This window comes from Trueperella sp. LYQ143 (assembly GCF_046599595.1).
Classification (GTDB): domain Bacteria; phylum Actinomycetota; class Actinomycetes; order Actinomycetales; family Actinomycetaceae; genus Trueperella.
This window is the reverse complement of sequence record NZ_JBKIWR010000001.1, coordinates 182,473-199,719: the sequence shown is the minus strand read 5'-3', so window position 1 is coordinate 199,719 and position 17,247 is coordinate 182,473. Positions and strand designations below refer to the sequence as shown.

At 54.4% G+C, this 17,247-nt stretch carries 12 protein-coding genes; 6 read left to right on the top strand and 6 right to left on the bottom strand.

Translation table 11 applies throughout. The features are described 5' to 3' along the window. The first annotated feature begins 40 nt into the window (after window positions 1–40). Genes ACLHIL_RS00740 through ACLHIL_RS00730 form a run of 3 tightly spaced genes read left to right on the top strand, consistent with a single transcriptional unit; the run spans window position 41 to window position 1,971 of the window. Window positions 41–199, top strand: a complete 159-nt coding sequence (locus ACLHIL_RS00740) for a ribbon-helix-helix protein, CopG family (RefSeq protein WP_411295947.1) — start codon at window positions 41–43, stop codon at window positions 197–199. Window positions 200–201: 2 nt separating this feature from the next. Then, complete coding sequence (locus tag ACLHIL_RS00735) at window positions 202–978, top strand: hypothetical protein (protein ID WP_411295946.1); 777 nt, start codon at window positions 202–204, stop codon at window positions 976–978. A gap of 48 nt (window positions 979–1,026) precedes the next feature. Next, window positions 1,027–1,971: an L-lactate dehydrogenase gene (locus tag ACLHIL_RS00730; protein ID WP_411295945.1), complete on the top strand. Its 945-nt coding sequence runs from the start codon at window positions 1,027–1,029 to the stop codon at window positions 1,969–1,971. Window positions 1,972–2,418: 447 nt separating this feature from the next. Here the strand turns inward: ACLHIL_RS00730 and ACLHIL_RS00725 are convergent, their stop codons facing one another. After that, window positions 2,419–5,145, bottom strand: coding sequence for a YhgE/Pip family protein (locus tag ACLHIL_RS00725; protein WP_411295944.1), 2,727 nt, complete (start codon window positions 5,143–5,145; stop codon window positions 2,419–2,421). Window positions 5,146–5,266: 121 nt separating this feature from the next. On the opposite strand from ACLHIL_RS00725, the gene ACLHIL_RS00720 reads away from it, so the two are divergent. After that, window positions 5,267–5,986, top strand: a complete 720-nt coding sequence (locus tag ACLHIL_RS00720) for a TetR/AcrR family transcriptional regulator (RefSeq protein WP_411295943.1) — start codon at window positions 5,267–5,269, stop codon at window positions 5,984–5,986. Window positions 5,987–6,552: 566 nt separating this feature from the next. Here ACLHIL_RS00720 and ACLHIL_RS00715 read toward each other — a convergent pair. Further along, window positions 6,553–8,826, bottom strand: coding sequence for an HtaA domain-containing protein (locus ACLHIL_RS00715; protein ID WP_411295942.1), 2,274 nt, complete (start codon window positions 8,824–8,826; stop codon window positions 6,553–6,555). A 267-nt stretch (window positions 8,827–9,093) separates the two neighbouring features. Further along, window positions 9,094–10,398 carry an AI-2E family transporter gene (locus tag ACLHIL_RS00710; protein ID WP_411295941.1) on the bottom strand — a complete coding sequence of 435 codons (1,305 nt, stop codon included), beginning with the start codon at window positions 10,396–10,398 and terminating at the stop codon, window positions 9,094–9,096. A 232-nt stretch (window positions 10,399–10,630) separates the two neighbouring features. On the opposite strand from ACLHIL_RS00710, the gene ACLHIL_RS00705 reads away from it, so the two are divergent. Further along, window positions 10,631–11,707, top strand: a complete 1,077-nt coding sequence (locus ACLHIL_RS00705) for an aldo/keto reductase (protein WP_411295940.1) — start codon at window positions 10,631–10,633, stop codon at window positions 11,705–11,707. Continuing rightward, on the top strand, window positions 11,677–12,930 hold the full coding sequence (locus ACLHIL_RS00700; protein WP_411295939.1) for a class I SAM-dependent methyltransferase: 1,254 nt from the start codon (window positions 11,677–11,679) through the stop codon (window positions 12,928–12,930). Before ACLHIL_RS00705 ends, ACLHIL_RS00700 begins: the two co-directional genes overlap by 31 nt. A 358-nt stretch (window positions 12,931–13,288) precedes the next feature. Here the strand turns inward: ACLHIL_RS00700 and ACLHIL_RS00695 are convergent, their stop codons facing one another. From ACLHIL_RS00695 to ACLHIL_RS00685, 3 genes are all read right to left on the bottom strand, one after another. Next, window positions 13,289–13,633, bottom strand: coding sequence for a DsrE family protein (locus ACLHIL_RS00695; RefSeq protein WP_411295938.1), 345 nt, complete (start codon window positions 13,631–13,633; stop codon window positions 13,289–13,291). A 179-nt stretch (window positions 13,634–13,812) separates the two neighbouring features. Beyond that, a complete protein-coding gene (locus ACLHIL_RS00690) occupies window positions 13,813–15,084 on the bottom strand; it encodes an O-acetylhomoserine aminocarboxypropyltransferase/cysteine synthase family protein (RefSeq protein ID WP_411295937.1) in 1,272 nt (423 codons plus the stop codon). Between the two features lie 114 nt (window positions 15,085–15,198). Then, window positions 15,199–17,151 carry a dolichyl-phosphate-mannose--protein mannosyltransferase gene (locus ACLHIL_RS00685; RefSeq protein ID WP_411295936.1) on the bottom strand — a complete coding sequence of 651 codons (1,953 nt, stop codon included), beginning with the start codon at window positions 17,149–17,151 and terminating at the stop codon, window positions 15,199–15,201. Between the last annotated feature and the right edge of the window lie 96 nt (window positions 17,152–17,247).

Below are 17,247 nucleotides of genomic sequence, written 5' to 3'. Positions count from 1 at the left end.
TCACTATTGCGATTCATCGTTAGCATGCTAGCATACTAATATGGTTGCAAAACAGCAGTTCAATATCTATCTCGACCCAGAGCTAATTAGGCAGGTCAAACATCGCGCAGTTGATGAGGGCATATCGCTATCAGCATTAGTGACGGCCGCATTGACGCATTATCTTGCCAGCGGCGAACAAACAGTGAGCGAGGAATAGTTATGAATATCAGTGTGTGCCCCTACTACTTCACCACTCAGCCCCAGCGCATGACGGATTTTCTGCGCGCGATTGGTCTGAGCCCAGTTCGCACCAGCGGTGAAGAATACACCGTCCTGCGCGGTAAAGCTGGGTCGGTTGCCGTGCACGGCGCTAGCGGGGCAGATTTTGGGCATCCTGGCGAGGCGCATCTCGTCTTACTGGTTGATGATGCCCAGACGTATGCCCAGGAGATGTGTGCCCGTGGCGTCGAGATCGAGGTGTGGGATGAAGCCTGGGGAAAGCAGGCAGGCATTATTGATCCATCTGGTGGTGGTATATGGATCAATGAATGGTGCCATGATCTCTATGGATACACCGATCAGGAAAACGAGTCACCATCGAATGAGTCGTCATCGGTAGAGGTCATGATGGTACGCTACAGCGTTGATTTTTCCGCAGATCGGAAATTCTTTGAACAGCTCGGCTTCCATAGTGCCCCAGGAGCAGATTCGTGGTGGGAGCAGATGTCTGCTTCGGATAGTTCGGGGTGGATCGGCCTGCATCACGGTGATGCGGGGCAGCTCGTTGTCCGTGAAGAAGCTGCCAATCCTGTTGGTGGCGCAGTCCCTCTCGTTCACCTGAGCTTCCAAACAACACAACCCTTAGCGGAAGTTGCCCGTCGGCTCACTCAAGCCGGTTACCCAGCGCAGGTAGTGACGGATACGGCGGCAACCAAAGTACACGTTCATGATCCAGACGGTCACCACGTGGAGATTCACCCGGCTGAGGAAAGATAGGTCCATCAGACCATTCCGTTAGAAGAGAAAACTCGTTAGGCTGTCGCCATGAGTGACACTATTTCTCGTCCAACGAAAATTTCCATCCTCGGGGCAGGGGCAGTCGGTGCCACGCTTGCCTATGCGTGTCTTACCCGAGGATCAGCGCGCGATATCGCCCTATACGATATTAACCGAGCCAAAGTTGAAGCGGAGGCTTTGGATATTGCCCAGGGGCAGACCTTTGCCCATGTATCCAATGTGTTGGGATCGGATGATCCAGAGGTATGCCGCGGGTCCGATATTGTTATCGTGACGGCCGGAGCAAAGCAAAAACCAGGTCAGAGCCGGTTGGAGCTAGCTGGTGCGACGATCGGCATTATGGAAAAAATGTTGCCCAGTATTCTCGAAGTAGCGCCCAATGCGATCTACCTGATGGTGTCTAATCCGGTTGACGTAGTGACGTACGCATCGATGAAAATCACGGGCTTACCCCGCGAGCGCATGTTCGGATCGGGAACCGTGCTGGATACCTCGCGGTATCGACTCCTGATTGCCCAAGAACTAGGTGTTGCCCCGCGCTCGATTCACGGTTATATCGTTGGGGAGCATGGCGATTCAGAGATTGCCTTGTGGTCCTCCACGAATATCGGTTGTGTGCCAGTTAAGGAATGGGGCGGTATTACCCAGCAGCGCTGTGAAGAGATAGCGCATGACGTGATGGCCTCGGCATATCGAATCATTGAAGGCAAAGGTGCGACGAACTACGCGATCGGTCTATCGGGGGCGCGTATCGTGGAGGCAATCCTGCGTGATGAGCGCACGATCCTGCCGGTATCCTCCTATATTGACGGGATCGCTGGCATTAATGATGTGTGCCTATCGATGCCGACGGTTGTCGGGCGCTCGGGCGTTGGTCGCCTAGTTGTTCCGGCGATGACGCAAAATGAGCTAGATGGCTTGCATGCCTCCGCCCAGTCGGTACGTCAAGTCGCGGCGCAGTTCGGGTACTAACTGAGGATATTTGGGTATCCCTCTTTTCCGCCCTATGTGGTTGAGGAGGGAGAGGGGTAATAGCCTGCTTCCTAAGGGGCTTTGCCTGCGGCGTGCCATGTTGTGGTCTGGAGCGGGCAGAGGGCCAGGGTGTGGAGTGGCAAGGGCCAGACCGCTCGGTATGTGGCCTCGAGTCTAGGTTTGGCGGTGGCTGCTCTCGGCTGTGATCGCATTCCTCCTGATCGGTATCGCGTGGTAAGGCGAAAGAACGACGTTCGCGGCACGATGTATGCTACATGAGCAATGCCCAGGGTGCCGCTACCAAAAGCGAATAACTGAATAACTGCTACGGCTCGCCAGTACGGATAATTTTCGCCGTGCTGGCGAGCCGTATGGTGTGGACGGCTAGGTGGGCGTCATGCATTGGGAGGACTGGCATACGCCCACCTAGCCCCGATTAGGGATACCTCAGGAGCGTGCCGGTTGCGCACCAATCTGAGATACCAACGAGCGGCGATCTTCTGGGGCAGCACCAGGGAACGCCAGAGCTGGATCATAAGGCATTGGTTTAAGCCCAGTGCGTCGGTATGCGCCAAACAAGGTGACGACAATGCTGACGAGCATCCACACGAGCAAGACGCTTACCACGCCCGTCAGCGAAACAGAGCCGCCAGCAACCAAGGTGCGCACTCCTCGGACGGTATAAGGCATGGGCAAAATGGCATTGCATACTTGCAGGAACTTCGGCAAGGTTTCGGAAGCGAATGTGCCTGCGGCAGCGCCGAGCTGCAAACACATCAGCACAAGGGAGAAGAAGCGTCCACGGAAGCCAAAGACCGCCAGGCAGGCCTGATTCATCGCCACATACGTCAGGGATGACAGGATGCTGATGAGAAGCAGGCCCATAATATCGGCCGCATGCAGATCGAGGAGCAACTCAAGGGCGAGAACGACGATAGCTGCCTGAGCGATACCGAAAAGGCATGCAGTGCTGGCTGAACGCGCTGCCGACTTCCAAAATGGCTCATGGCCAGAGCGGCGTAAATCTAAGGCAGGAATGACGAAGAAGATACCGATAGCCCCGACGTACAGTGACAGCGACATGAAGAAAGTGGAAAAGCCAATGCCGTTCGTTGATACCGGATTGAGGCGAGTGGCTTGCACGTCAATGGGTTGTGCGGCAATCTCGGCAGTATGGGCGGCTTGGGTGGTGCCCAAAACCGGAATCTTATTCGCTCCTTCGGTGAGCTTATGTTGCAATTCTTGAGATCCGGCCTGCACCTGTGTGGAGCCCTCATGCAGGACCTTCGCTCCGTCGGTTAACTGGCTCGTGCCCTGCGCTAATTGTTGTGCGCCAGAATGGGCAGTAGCTAATCCAGAATCGAGCTGTTGCGCACCGGCGGCCAGACGCTGGCTGCCGGATTCGGCAGTAGTTGATCCGGCAGCCAGCGCCGCTGCGCCACTATGAATCTGATTAGCGCCGGAGATCAAAGCAGGGGAGTTATTGTTGAGGGTCAGAGCGCCGAATCGCAACTGTTGAATTCCGGGAACGATCTGCCCTGATAGGGCGCTAGCTAGCTGATCGGCACCAGCTCCAGCGGTATCAATGCCTTGGTGGAGGGTATTTGCCCCGCTGGCGAGGGCGCTGGTGGCGTCCTTCAATGTTGTTGGATGGGCAAGACCATCGGCAGAGGGCTGCGTGCTCGTTACGATGCGCTGCACCCCGTCAAAGATAGTGGGATGAGCAGGGTCGTTTCCGGCGGTCAATGCGGAAGCAAGCTGCTGAGAGCCGGTGGCTAGTTGTGTTCCTCCAGCGGAAATCTGATTGGCCGCATCTGAGGCGGCACTAACTCCAGCAGACATCGTATCGATAGCGCGGGAGAGGTCAGCTATGCTCATACCTTTCACCGCTAGTTTGGTGCTGATTCCGATACAGACCGGATCAATCTTGCCAATGCCACTACAGGCTTGATTGAGCCCATCCGTCAGTTCTTTCAAAGACGCCAGCCCGCCATGCAGGGATTGAGCGTCTGTGGCGCCGAGCTTATTAGCAAGTTCTTGTGCGCCAGCGCTGAGAGTAGTAGCGCCGCTGTGCAGGTCATGTGCGCCTTGACTGGCTTGGGTGACGCCAGTCAGGAGCTGCTGTGCTCCGGTGTTGAGCTGCGTGAGGCCGTTATCGGCCGCGGTCGCACCAGTTGCTAGCGCGCTAGCTCCGTCCTTCAATGTGCTAGCCCCGCCAGTTCCTGGGTGGAATTGGGCGACTAGTTGGGTGAATCCGGTGAGGAAAGACGGACGGGTTGTGCCGTCGGGGTTGGTGGAATCGACGGTTAATCCGGTGTTAACGGCATCGAGGCCGGCGGCAAGTTGTGCGGTGCCAGCAGTGTATTGCGTAATGCCCGTATCCAAACCGGCAGCACCTGTGGAAAGTCGGCGAGCGCCGTCGGCGATTTGCCCGACGCCTAATACCAACGTATCAGCACCGGAAGATAGCGCGGCGGAGCCATTTTTAAGTTCTCCGGTGCCGCTGGCCAAGGATTGTGCGCCGGTGTTGAGTTTGGTGGCGCCGGTATCGAGATCGTTTGCTCCAGCGGCAAGTTTCCCGCTGCCTTCGGCTAGGGCTCCGGCGCCGGCAGCGGCCTGAGAGAATCCGTCGTGCAGTGGTCCCATAGATAGGAGGAGGGAGTCGATATATTTGCTTGCGCCTTGCGAGGCGGCGGCTTCTTGGAGCTTGAGGGCGACGGAGGAGGCCATTGTGCCGGTCAGGTAATTGACTCCATCGTCGGTATAAAGGTGAATCGTTGAGCTGACCTGTTGGGTTTGGGTTGGGTCAGACATTGCTGCCAGATGTGCTGAGAGATCTTCGGGGATGAGGAGCATGGCTTGATATGTGCCAGCTTTCAGCCCGGCTCGGGCGGATTCCTCGTCGGTGATATGCCAATCGAAACCTGCTTGGGTTTCGTCGGAGGTTAAGCGTTTGACGAGTTCGTCTCCGGTGGCGAAGGTGTGTGTTGTGCCGTCAGCAGAGCTGGATTGGGCCTCGTGATCGAGATTGACGATTGCCGCGGGGATGCGATCCATTCGGTCAAGGGGCGCCTCGTATGCCCAGGTGAGGATACCGGCGTACATAAAGGGGACGAGCGCAAGAGCGATCACAATGACGATGTTGGCAATTTTGTTACCAGCAAAACGAACCATGGCGCACCTTCTTCTGTCGGTATCGGCAAGGATATGAGAGTATCGACGATACGTAATGATACACCCCTGTATCAAGTGTGTTCGTGTTACAGTTGACACAACGGCGTGGAAGGAGCGCACAGTGGGGAAAATTGCGGAGGCCCGAGCCAAACGGCTGGCGACACCTCCCACGGCGCGTCGGCAAGATACCGCCGAAAAACTGCGCGAAACAGCAGCCCAAATAATTGCGGAAGAAGGAATGGCGCAAATCAGCGTTCAGCGAATCTGCCGGCGAGCCGGATTCACCCGTGGCGCGTTCTACTCCTCCTACCGCGATCTCGACCATATCCTGCAGGCCATCGTCGATAACCGGCTTACCCAACTCGAAAATATCCTGTCTCGGGCAGAACAAGAAGTAGTCTTTCACTCGCCGCCGCACAATCAAGACGAAGCAGAGGCGCGCCTCATGGAAGCGGCCGAAAGAATTAGTTGTGCGCTACCATTAACCCGCGATTTTTACCTCCTGCAAGAAGAACTAAATCTGTACGGAGCACGGCACGAGATAATCGGCAAACTGATGTCCTCATACGAGGAGCGGCTAGCCCAGCACATCGCGCAGGTCGTCGATCACTCCTTGATGGATAGCGGATACCGGCTCAATATGCCCTCGCACATGTTGGGCCACTATGTATTAGCCTTTGCGGAGCGGCTCTACCGTCGGCTGCTCCTCCAACATCATCACGATCAATCCGTAACGCGAGCCTCTATTGCGGTGGCGGTTCGCGGCTCTATCCCGATGTTTTTGAAGATGATCTCGGTTTATGACGGCCCAGTTGCACCCGCTGTGGAAAAATCCGTTTAGCTCGCTTAGCCAATCCGCGTAGTCATTCACTGTGCTCGCCTGGTCGGGCTATCTCGCTGTCGTAGGGCAAGCTCTGGCTATGTTGCCGATGGTGAAGCTGTGTATAGGCATGGATTAACGCTATTGGAGCAATTCTTGCCTACAGAATATGGCTACAGATATTACGAAAGTTCTGAATTCCTTGGTAGATAGGGTATTTGAGCTAGGTAATGACGGGGGGGGTAAGCGAGATGGTATATGTCGAATGGCGTGTTGTATCTGAGAGTAGGTGAAGCTGGTTATTGCCAGAAGCCAAGATCGTGCGGTGAAATTATCGACGTTTCCTGAATCGGATCGTTGCTACTGGGTGTGAGTTTGGGCTGACGTAAAGCGGGAAAAGCCGACGTGCTGTGTCGTAAATTCGGGCAAACAGGTGAACTACTACAGGAGTACGCGGTGTGTGGCTACTGAACGGCGGTAACGGTCATCGCTAGGAAAAATTGAATAGTGCATGCTTAATAAAAACGGTGGTGGAGAGTTTTCTCTCCACCACCGAGCCAGATAGGGCGAACCGCGTGATGAAATCCCTATCTGTAGCTATCTTCTCCCCCTGCAATGCGGGTATTGCTAAGAGCATGCCCTCGGATACTGAGCGTAATACCGGCTATGCATAGTGCGGCAGCGGCAGAAACGATAGCAAAGAGTGATGCTCCGGTGTGTGGCAGGGTTGCGCCACTGACTTCTGGTGTGGCGTTACTGTGCGCCGGGAGGGTGTTGATAATGTGCGGTGTGCCAGGTGTAATCGTGTTTGGCACTCCACTGGGATGTGGCGTCGGGGATGGAGTTTCCCCAGGAGTCGGTGCAGGCTGTGGCGTCGGTACTGGAGAAATTGGTGTTGGATTAGGCGGTTGCGGTAATCCTGAAACGGAAAATGGTATGCGAACTGTCCCAGCAAACGATGCGTTGTCCATGCGTAAACCCGCTCGGTAAACGTTCATGAATATGGGTGCTGGATCTTCTCCAAGGTAGAAAGGCTGGTTTTCCAAGTTTAATGCGAGTTCAGCGGTGCTTGAATCATTGGCAGCGGCAGCGACTTTGCTGGTGACATCGCCGCGGATGGCGCCGAGGAGCATATGTGAATCGCGATAAGAGCTGGTGTTGGCGAGCTTGCCATAGATTCGGATGTCTTTCTCGAAACCTTGTGTGTAGTCGTTCGGATTGAGCGGGCGCAGATGGGCTTCGATGTCGCCTAGGGCAATGTCAAGTAAACCGCCATAGGCATTCCATGAAGCGTTCCCGCGGAATCTCAAGACGATAGTGCCATCATCCAAGCGTTGTGCGGAGGTGTTATTTGCTGCTGGCCATATGTAATTCTTATTGCTGAATTCTAGGCCGTCAGCGAGTGTGCCACGCCCAATGTAGCTTTGCCAAGATCGCTTGATACCCCAAATGAACTGCCCATCATGGGCGGCTGGCGCAGGTGAATCTTGCCATGCGGCGTTTTCTTCCTCGACGCTTGGTACAACGTCATCGTGGGGCACCTCAGGTCGGTAGATTGGCGTTGTTTGAATGAAAATGGGCCAACGTTTCGTCCAATCGGGGCGGGGTTCGTCATATATCGCATGGAACGTTTTAGCGCGTTGGTCGTCATCGGGAGAGAGCCAGTCGAAGTTGATTCGGAAGTTTAATGGGGCAACATCGTCGGAAGTACCGAGATATGGCAACTCCAGGCGGGCATTATCATCCAGGCGAACAGTGGCGTTGGAAGCGTGTATGGTGAATTGCCCCCAATCGGTGTATATCGGGGCATAGAACGTGCCAAAATGTATCTCTTCGGCTGCTCCTGCGTCGCGCGATACCGTCATATAGATTTCGCCGCGGTCATGTCGGGAAATTTCTAGGCGGATTCCTGACATGCTAAAGATAGGTGATTTTTTGTCGGCTTCTGTCCCGTTCTTGTATAACGTCAGTTTCCCGGGGTACGTCACTTTTAAAACGCCGTTTTCCATAACTCCGGTGGGATCCTTGAACTCGATGTAATTCGAGACGGGGGATGCTCCGGAATCGGTTTGGAAGAGGAGATTGTCCTTAGTGGCTTTTGGTAGAAAATCTTTAATGACGGACCACTGCAAGGCATTGACGTCGATACGGTCGGTGTCTTGTTGTTGTTCTCGGATGATGTCTTGGGCGTCAGGAGTGTTGGGTTGGTATGCCTCGGCGGTTAGCGTGAAGGCACTACCTGCTTCACCGCCGTAGTTTCCGCCAAAATAAGGAGCGGCATCTTGGGTGATAGTGGGGGTAATGCCGTTGAGGTGTAGCTGATTATTTTCGATGCTGACGGGGGTGGCGAGCTCGAAAGTTGCCAGGCGAAGATCAGGATTTTCGAGATATTGGGAGGGGTTGTTCATATCTCGCGAACGGGTGTGGGCGAGTATGAAGCCATGATTACCTTCTGTCGTGATGCGCAGATTTTGTATGGTGATGTCGAGGAAATACCCACCTTGAGAATCGGAGTGTTTTTTAAAAATGTATGTGCCGGGATAGGTGATAGTGCAGTTTCCTGACGTGCTGCAGTTTCCGTAACCAGTGCCCCAATATAGTTGCTTGCGGATGATGCGGGCGCCGTTGCGAGGGGTGACGCTACCGGGAGCACCGCCGTGTGGGCTGGTTAAATAGCTGTACCAGCTGTCGCGAATATTCCAGGTGAAGGTTGCTTTGGTTATGGCGTAGGGCGCTTCGTTTGCGGGGGATTCGTCGGCGGATGCTGATACTGTATATGCGCTTAATGTGAGGATTAATGCGAGGAATAGAGTCAGGGCTGCGGAGATAAAGCGCCATACCCCGGCTTTTGCGTGTCTCATTCTTTCTCCTTGTGGGTAATGAGTTGGTGTGCATATTTCCAACTTAGGCGATCCTAACTTAATGGCAGCTATCGTGGCAAGGGTTACCTAATTTTTATAGATAAATATATTTTTAGGCTGTGACCAGGAGATAGTGTTTTCTTATAGTTATTAAGTTAGCGACAGTATGACAGGAGATCGTCGCGAATAATTAGGTGTACTAGCGCGGGCATGTGCATAAAAATACCCCTGGCGACCTGGGCTGCAGGGGTATTTAGATATGTGGAATTAGTTTCGCGATTTTTGCGCAGGCAAAACTCGCGACTTTGGAACGTAGGGAATAGCGCTCAGCTTCGGATCGGGCTGATGCAAGGTGCGGAACGCCGACCAAGCAATCGCCATGATAGGAATAGCGATAACCGCACCGACGAGCCCTCCGGCAAAACCACCCGCCGCCACGCCAATAGCCACAACGACCGGATGGAGGGAAACCTGATTGCCCATAATGAGCGGCTGGAAGATATGGCCTTCAATCTGCCCGATACCGGCAATACCTAAACCGACGATAGCCATCTTGATAGCGCCCCCCGAAGCTAAAGCGACGATCATGGCAATGAACATGGCAATGGGAGCGCCAACTAGGGGAATGAATGAGCCCATTACGACCAGGACGGCAAGCGGGGCAACGAGAGGGACGCCGACGAGCAATAAGAAAATGAAACACATCGTGCCGTTTAACAGTGAGATGATAACGGTTCCGCGAGCGTAGCCGGAGAAAGCAACCCAGCCGGCATACGCGCCAAGATTGATGCGCTCGCGATTGCGCTCTGGCAGGCAGTTTAAGAACCAGAGCCACATCTTCGAGCCTTGGGCAAGCAGGCAGATGGTAACGAAAATAGCGAGAGCTAAGACGGTGGCAACCACAGCAAGTTGGCTGGCGTTCGTCAGAATAGTTGTGGCAATCGTACCGGAATTATTTTGTACCCATTCAGTACTCTCCGCAACGGCATTCGATAGCGCTTGGGTGGCTTGTTCGCGGGATATGTGCCACGGCAATGGACCGTTGCTCAGGAAATTAAAGACATCGTCGGCGCCATGTTGGAATTCGGTGGCTAGATCATCCCATTCATTTGCCACGGAAAATACGACGTAGCTAACCAGCCCGCCGAATACGGCGAAACCGCCGATGATGGCTAGCGCGGTTGCCAATGCGCGCGGCATGAAACGGTCCAGGAAGTTAACGATCGGTAGGAGAACGGAGGTCAATACACAGGCAAGGAAAACACCGAGAAATACTTCCGTGATGGTGGATAACACCAGGCAGATCCCGAAAGCGACGATCGCTATTCCGATGATGGCCCAGGAGGCTAAGCCGTATTTTGCTAACCAGTGGGGGATCCCTAAAGCGCCAGGTCGTGAGGTTGGTGGAGCGACCATGCCGTCCCAAACGCCAGCCTGTTTTTTGTCGGCGATTGTGTCAAGCTGCTCGTCAGTAATTGCAGTAGTTAACGGGCGCTGCTGAGAGGTATGGCTGGTCTTAGGCTGCTTGGCACTCGTATGTCTGGTTGAGCGCAGACGAGCAAAGAGTCCCATAGTTGTTGATCCTTGTCGTGATCGCGTTTTGTTTGGCTCATTCTAGCCCACCAGAGTTGGGCATTAGCTGAATAAAACTTGGGAAATATAAAGAAAAGCTGAGCCTTTTCTAAGGGGCGGGCAGTGATGAATGGATCGCTGCGTTTGATCCCGTCTATATTGGCTCAGCGAGGCCTCATGTGTGTTGTGGAAAACAGGTATGCGAGGCAATCCGTCGTGAGATAATAAAGACATGGCAAATCAAAATTATCTCTCTCCAAAAGATCAATGGTTACCAGCAAAAACACGCTATGAGGATGTGCCGATTGTGCGCTGTGGGCGCTCTGGCTTGATGTTGCCGAGAATTGCTCTGGGCTTGTGGCATAACTTCGGTGATGATCGTCCGTTCCAAACGCAGCGTGAATTGGTGCGTGCGGCGTTCGATCGGGGTGTGATTCACTTTGATTTGGCAAATAATTATGGTCCACCCTACGGTTCGGCAGAGGAAAACTTTGGTCGGATCATGCGCAAAGATTTGCAGGCGTATCGTCATGAGATCATTGTTTCGACGAAAGCGGGATGGGATATGTGGCCAGGGCCGATGGGCTTTGGCGGATCTCGGCACTACCTATTGACGTCCTTAGATGAATCACTGGCTCGTATGGGCTTGGAATATGTCGATATTTTCTATCATCATCGGCCGGATCCAGATGTGCCCTTGGCAGAAACGATGGGGGCGCTCCACGATGCTGTTCGTTCAGGCAAGGCGCGATATGCGGGTATTTCTTCATATTCGGCAGCCGCAACCGCACAAGCTCAGGAGATTATGCGCGAGCTTGGCACGCCATTAGTTATTCATCAGCCCTCGTATTCTATGCTCAATCGTTGGGTTGAGGATGGGGAGCCGTCGCTGCTGAATACGGCAGCAGATGAGGGGATGGGAGTGATCGCCTTTTCCCCGCTCGGGCAAGGGCTGTTAACGAATAGGTACTTGAGCGGTGTGCCCAGCGATTCGCGCCTGGGGCGGGGTAACGTCTCAAAGGATTTATTTACCGATCAGGCTCTCGATCATGTTCGTCAGCTCAATGAGTTAGCGGCTGAGCGGGGGCAGAGCCTGGCGCAAATGGCAATCGCCTGGGTGCTGCGTGAACAATCGCATGGTTCGGTAACAACTGCCCTTATTGGTGCATCGAGCGTCGAGCAGCTTCATGATTCTTTGGGAGCAGTGGAAAATCTGGAGTTTTCCGCCGAGGAGCTGCGGGCAATTGATGAGCACGCAGTGGAATCGGGGATTAATCAGTGGTGGAGCGCGACGGCCTCGCGGAAGTAGTCGATTCTCCGGTTTCGGCCTGTGATCGGCTCATTATTCAGGTAGCTAGTGAGGAGATCGCTGATCGGCGCGGGTTGCATATTGTGGTTGCGGATGATCCTACAGGTGCCTTGTGTCGGTGGGCGTATTCCTTGTGTGTTGACGGGCGGGCGCTGCGGGTGACGATCGCGTCGCGGAGTTTACCGCAAGCTCGCCAGGCGCAGCTCTATGCTCAGCACCTAGGGGTGCAATCCCATGTGGCGGTATGTGGGATAGACGCACCGATGCGCCCCGATATGGCACTCGTTGCTCAGTCAGTGGACGTGATGATTGGGCGAACGCCGAAGTCGCACGCTGAATTGCACTATCTTGCTAGCGCACTACAGATGAGCTATTCCAATCTAGGAGCGGGCGATATTGCCGATGTGCATAGGCGAGATGTAAAGGCGATCTTCGGGGCACACAACAAGCATATGGATCGTGGGCACAATGCCGCGCTGGCGCAACACTTTTCACAGGTCTATGCGAGTCGCGGGCGCGGGAAATTTCGGGCTTTGATTGCTCGGGAGCTCAAAGTGCCTGCTCGGCCCTATCGCCCGGCGCAGGCTCACACTGCGGTGGGGCAGGTGTACGGGGTTGGTGGCGTCTTTCATGGGGCGGGCGCAGATCCTGGCGGGCAACTATTGGCGCGATGTGTCTCCCAGGAACTACCCAGGCTGCTCAATCCGCCACAGAGCGATGGCGCGGTGAAACGGGCGCTGGCGTGTGTTGATTTAGGATGCGGAAACGGCACTGTCTCGCTGGCGCTTTTGCGAACCTGGCAGGATATGCGCGCCGAAGATTCCCGACTGCGCGCATTGGAGATACTCGCTACTGATATACATTCGGATGCTGTTGCTTCGGCGGAGTTGAGTTTAGCCTCCGAGATTCGTGCGGGGCATGCGCGGGTAACCTGGGATGATGCGGCGGCGAGTGAATTATCAGGCAGCGCTGACGTCGTGGCCTTAAATCCGCCGTTTCATGCCGGATCAGCATTGGATATGACCTGCGTTCAGCCCTTGCTTGCGGCCGCAGCTCGTCTCCTGCGCCCTAAGGGCGAGCTGTATATCGTGTTCAATAGTCATTTACGCTATCGGGCAATCGTTCAGCGCTATTTTGTGGATGTATCACAAATCGCGCGGGATCGCCGCTTCACAGTGTTGCGAGCAGTGCGCGATGCGGATGATGAGACTGGGAGTGAATAGATAGCGTAGCTAAGCTACCTGCACATATAAAGGGGAGCCGAGCTACTCTTACGTTGCTCCTAGACCTCCCGCCTCACAGGTAACAGGTATCTGCGCGGCTGCTGTTCGCCATAGCTGTATTGCTGCTATAGCTGGGCGGCGTAGTGCCCCACAACAACTTTGTTATACGGCGGCAGGAGATTGCTCGGATGAAGCTCGGTAAAACAAGTGGTGGTATAAAGCCCTTGCAGTTTCCGGTAGCTGCGTGTTTTGGTAGGGCGACGGAGAACTGATAGTAAAAACCACTCAACAGGTGTGCCGAAGAAAAATGTGGTCCGGCTGGTAGCCGGACCACAGTGTCATCTAGTGAGATGAGGGGTTATGCCTTGACGTAGCCGTATCCCTCGCTTTGCAGGCGCGCAATTTCAACGATTCCAGCGGGAACGACGGTGACGTAATCGGGAATGAGCTCCCGTTTGACTTGGCGTTCCTCAAGGGCGATGGAACATACTACGAATTTCACGCCCTCATTTTCTAGACCGCGAATACGCGCCATACGGTTCGGATCGGTGTCGAGCTGAGAGAAGGATCGAACAGCGGCACCATTGGCAACGACGGTTGCTTCGTAACTTGGGTTGGCTCGCACGAAATTGCGTACAGAGCGCAGTGTGAACGGCCAGCGATCATTTTCGTTGACATGGAAGACGAGCTTGTAATCCGACATGTATCTCCCCTTTGAACAATACATTCGCACGGTATAACGACCGTGATTTCCGTTACCTCCATGGTGTAGCAAAATTAGCTTTGCGTCAAGATATTTTGGTGACTTGCTTTATGCAAATGTATAGGGTGCGGCTCGGGTAAACCGAGCCGCACCCTAGATAAATACTATGAAAACTCGCCCTACGTCAGTTGGCTCAGGGCGTAGTCTAGATCCTCCAGCAGATCCCGCACATCCTCTAATCCGACCGAAATACGCACCAATCCGGCAGTGATACCAGCGTCGATAAGCTGTGCATCGGAAAGTTGGCGGTGCGTTGTCGAAGCTGGATGGAGGACGCAACTGCGCGAATCAGCGACGTGAACCTCACGTGCAATGAGCCGCAAAGAATCCATAAAACGCACGCCAGCTTCGCGCCCGCCTGCCAGATCGATACATAGCACGCCGGAATAGCCGCCCGATAGATAACGCGTAGCTATCTCGTGATATGGCGAGGACGGCAAACCAGGATAACGCACCTCTTTAATGACGTCCGTTCGACTCTCCAGGTACTGCGCAATCTGCAGAGCGTTCTCACAATGGCGCCGCATACGGACGTCCAAGGTCTCCAAACTCAAATTCAGTAAAAAGGCCGAATGAGCAGCCGGATAAGCGCCGAAATCGCGCTGCAATTGCATGCGGGTGCGGATAATATTAGGCGCTTGCGGATAATCTCGGGTGTAGACCACGCCATGATACGTCTCGTCCGGCTCAGTAAAACCAGGAAAACGCCCGTTTGCATAGTCAAAACGCCCGGAATCGACGATCATTCCGCCTACTTGTACCGCATGACCATCTAGATACTTTGACGTGGAATGGATGACGAGATCTGCCCCATAAGCGATCGGTTTACATAGAACCGGAGTTGCAAAGGTGGCATCGACGATTAGCGGCACCCCATGTGCATGTGCGACCTGGGAGAACTTCTCAATATCTAATACCGCCATAGAGGGATTGGCGATCACCTCAGCGAAAACTGCTTGCGTGCGCGGCTCGAAAGCGGCAGATATTTCCTCGGCTGAGGCATTCTGATCGACGTAAATAACGCGAATACCGAAGCGCTTGAGAGTGTGGGAAAACAGGTTAATTGATCCGCCATAGATCTGACTTGACGCAATAAAAGAATCGCCAGCAGAACACAGGTTGACAATGGCCATGAGTGTGGCTGCTTGCCCGGAACTTGTCGCCATTGCGGCGGCGCCACCTTCTAAAGCGGCAATCTTTTCTTCCACTGCCATCACGGTGGGATTGGCAAAGCGTGAATAAATCAGCGCATGGGTTGGTTCATCGAATACGGCAGCAATTGCTTCTGATGAATCGTAGTCGTAGGTGGTGGATTGGATAATCGGCAATTGGCGAGGTTCGCCGTTGCCAGGGCGGTATCCTGCATGAATTAACTCAGTGGCATCGTACATGGCACGCTCCTTAGCGACGGGGAAAAGAAAAGTATCGTCAGTTTAATGCGCGCGTCCTGGCGGTGAATGAGATGTTCACAGCGCGGAAAGATTTGCATTGACCTTCGCCTGTGGCTATATCCATGACGGGAACCACATGTGCATATGCCAGAACCGCCACGGAATCGGAATCCCCCACCACAGCGGCAGCCAGAAAATACTGAGCGCTATGACCAGTCCTAGTGTTAGGGCAATAAGGTATCGGGCGCTTCGGGATAAGGAACGCCACGTTCGCCACTGTGGATAGGGATGGTGCTGCCCGGCGCTGGTAGCTGTTGCCCTTTTGTGTCTTAATGCGCGTGAGCCTCGCGTGGGTGATGTCAAATCGGGTTGAGATAGCAGCCAGATAGTAGTCGGGGTGGGTAAGGGGGCAGTTCGGTGGCCTGTTTCGGAATATGGCGTCGGTGCAACCAGGCGGCGGGGTAAGAAGAAAATCTGCTCAATATCGCGCAAAGTGTGAGACCGAGTCGGCAGGGATTTAGTGAGAACGGCTATCGCGAAAGTTAAGGATAGAGCGACAAAAGGCAGAATAGCCACCGCGTAGAACTGGTAAATCGTGCGTTGACTGTAAAGGAACCACGGAAGATACATCGCGCCATAACCGCTAAGAATGGCCCAGGCTCGCCAATCGCGTCGGTGCAATGCCGCCCAGATAACGCAACCCAAAGCAACCAACCCTAACCACCAGATAGCTGGATTTCCGATTGACGTGATTGCGCTAACGCAATGATCCCAGTGGCAGGAGCTGGCGGATAGTTGCGTCTCGTCGCGCCAGAAAAAACTTACCGGACGCCCCTGGATTAGCCACAGCCACGGCTGGGATTGATAAGTGTGTGGCGTGGTTAGCGTGGTGTGAAACTGCCAGGTTTGGATGTGATAGTGGATAAAAGAATTGACGACGTCCGGTGCCCAGCTAATCGGAAGCGGATCAAGAAGAGGCGGTGTGTGGGTCGCACCAATGTGCGTTACGTGCTCCAGTGCAAGACGCTGACTATGCGCCCACTGGCGCCCCCATCCATGAGGATTGATAAACCACGGCAACCAGCCAAGCAGGTATGCAAGGCAGGCCGAGGGGATAAACCAGAAAAACGCTGCAACCCCTTCGCGCACTACGCTCACCGGAAGCCACAACTGATGGTGGGTTCGCCGTCGGGCCGCGCTGCCCCACACAAAAACGGTTATCCCAAATACGGCTAAGGCATAGATACCGGACCACTTTATCGCGCAAGATAACCCCAAAAATAGCCCGCTCGCCAGCAGCCACGGGCGCGGACCACCAGGCACACCCCATCTGGGCGCTGGTTGCAGGATACGTCGATGGTTTCCGTCGGGTAGCGGGATATGGTGCACAACCACCGGACCAGCGGCGACGCGCTGCGCTATCTGACGTAAATGACTCTCTCGATCTCGCAGTAGCGCCCAAAATCCGAGGAGAACGAAAAAGGCTAACAGGTTATCGAGTAGACCACAGCGTGATAAGACGATACCCATGCCGTCAAGCGCAACAAAAAGGCCAGCACAACCCGCCAGAAAGACCGCATGGAACAGCCGCAAGGCAATACGTACCACCAGCATGACCGCCAGAACGCCGCATAGGGCAGTGGCACAGCGCCAGCCGTATCCGTTGTTATCGCCGAATAGGCGCATTCCTTGGGCGATGAGCCATTTACCGAACGGAGGATGCACCCAATAGTCTGGTTCGTGGCGCAGCGCAGAGAGGTCGCCGTGGATAAAAAGATCGTTCTGGTTATCGCCCTCCCAGCGGCGTTCATAGCCGTAATGCAGGAGCGAATATGCCCCTTTGACGTAGTAGGTTTCATCAAAAACTAAAGCGTGCGGGGAGCCGAGCCGAATGAAACGGGTAAGAGCGGCAATGACGCCAATGAGCACAGTCATCAGCCAGCCATGTAGTTTCACTTGATATGGGAGAGTGACCCCACGCGGGGCAATCCCCAATCGAGCGCATAATTCATTTTCGTAACGCTCGCGTTTCCCGCTACCAAGGAGGAAAGGCTGAGTTGGCGACATGAAGCCAGTCTAATGGTTGAGTGATTTTTCGCTGCCAAAGAACGGTAGCTTGTAATGGGCAGTAGGAGGCGGGCGCTTAGCTCGTTACACTGTCAG

Excerpts from the sequence above, each read along its gene's own strand:
- ACLHIL_RS00740 (WP_411295947.1), top strand. The coding sequence starts at position 41 with ATGGTTGCAAAACAGCAGTTCAATATCTATCTCGACCCAGAGCTAATT.
- ACLHIL_RS00685 (WP_411295936.1), bottom strand. The coding sequence starts at position 17,151 with ATGTCGCCAACTCAGCCTTTCCTCCTTGGTAGCGGGAAACGCGAGCGT.
- ACLHIL_RS00690 (WP_411295937.1), bottom strand. The coding sequence starts at position 15,084 with ATGTACGATGCCACTGAGTTAATTCATGCAGGATACCGCCCTGGCAAC.
- ACLHIL_RS00725 (WP_411295944.1), bottom strand. The coding sequence starts at position 5,145 with ATGGTTCGTTTTGCTGGTAACAAAATTGCCAACATCGTCATTGTGATC.
- ACLHIL_RS00735 (WP_411295946.1), top strand. The coding sequence starts at position 202 with ATGAATATCAGTGTGTGCCCCTACTACTTCACCACTCAGCCCCAGCGC.
- ACLHIL_RS00715 (WP_411295942.1), bottom strand. The coding sequence starts at position 8,826 with ATGAGACACGCAAAAGCCGGGGTATGGCGCTTTATCTCCGCAGCCCTG.
- ACLHIL_RS00695 (WP_411295938.1), bottom strand. The coding sequence starts at position 13,633 with ATGTCGGATTACAAGCTCGTCTTCCATGTCAACGAAAATGATCGCTGG.
- ACLHIL_RS00730 (WP_411295945.1), top strand. The coding sequence starts at position 1,027 with ATGAGTGACACTATTTCTCGTCCAACGAAAATTTCCATCCTCGGGGCA.
- ACLHIL_RS00710 (WP_411295941.1), bottom strand. The coding sequence starts at position 10,398 with ATGGGACTCTTTGCTCGTCTGCGCTCAACCAGACATACGAGTGCCAAG.
- ACLHIL_RS00705 (WP_411295940.1), top strand. The coding sequence starts at position 10,631 with ATGGCAAATCAAAATTATCTCTCTCCAAAAGATCAATGGTTACCAGCA.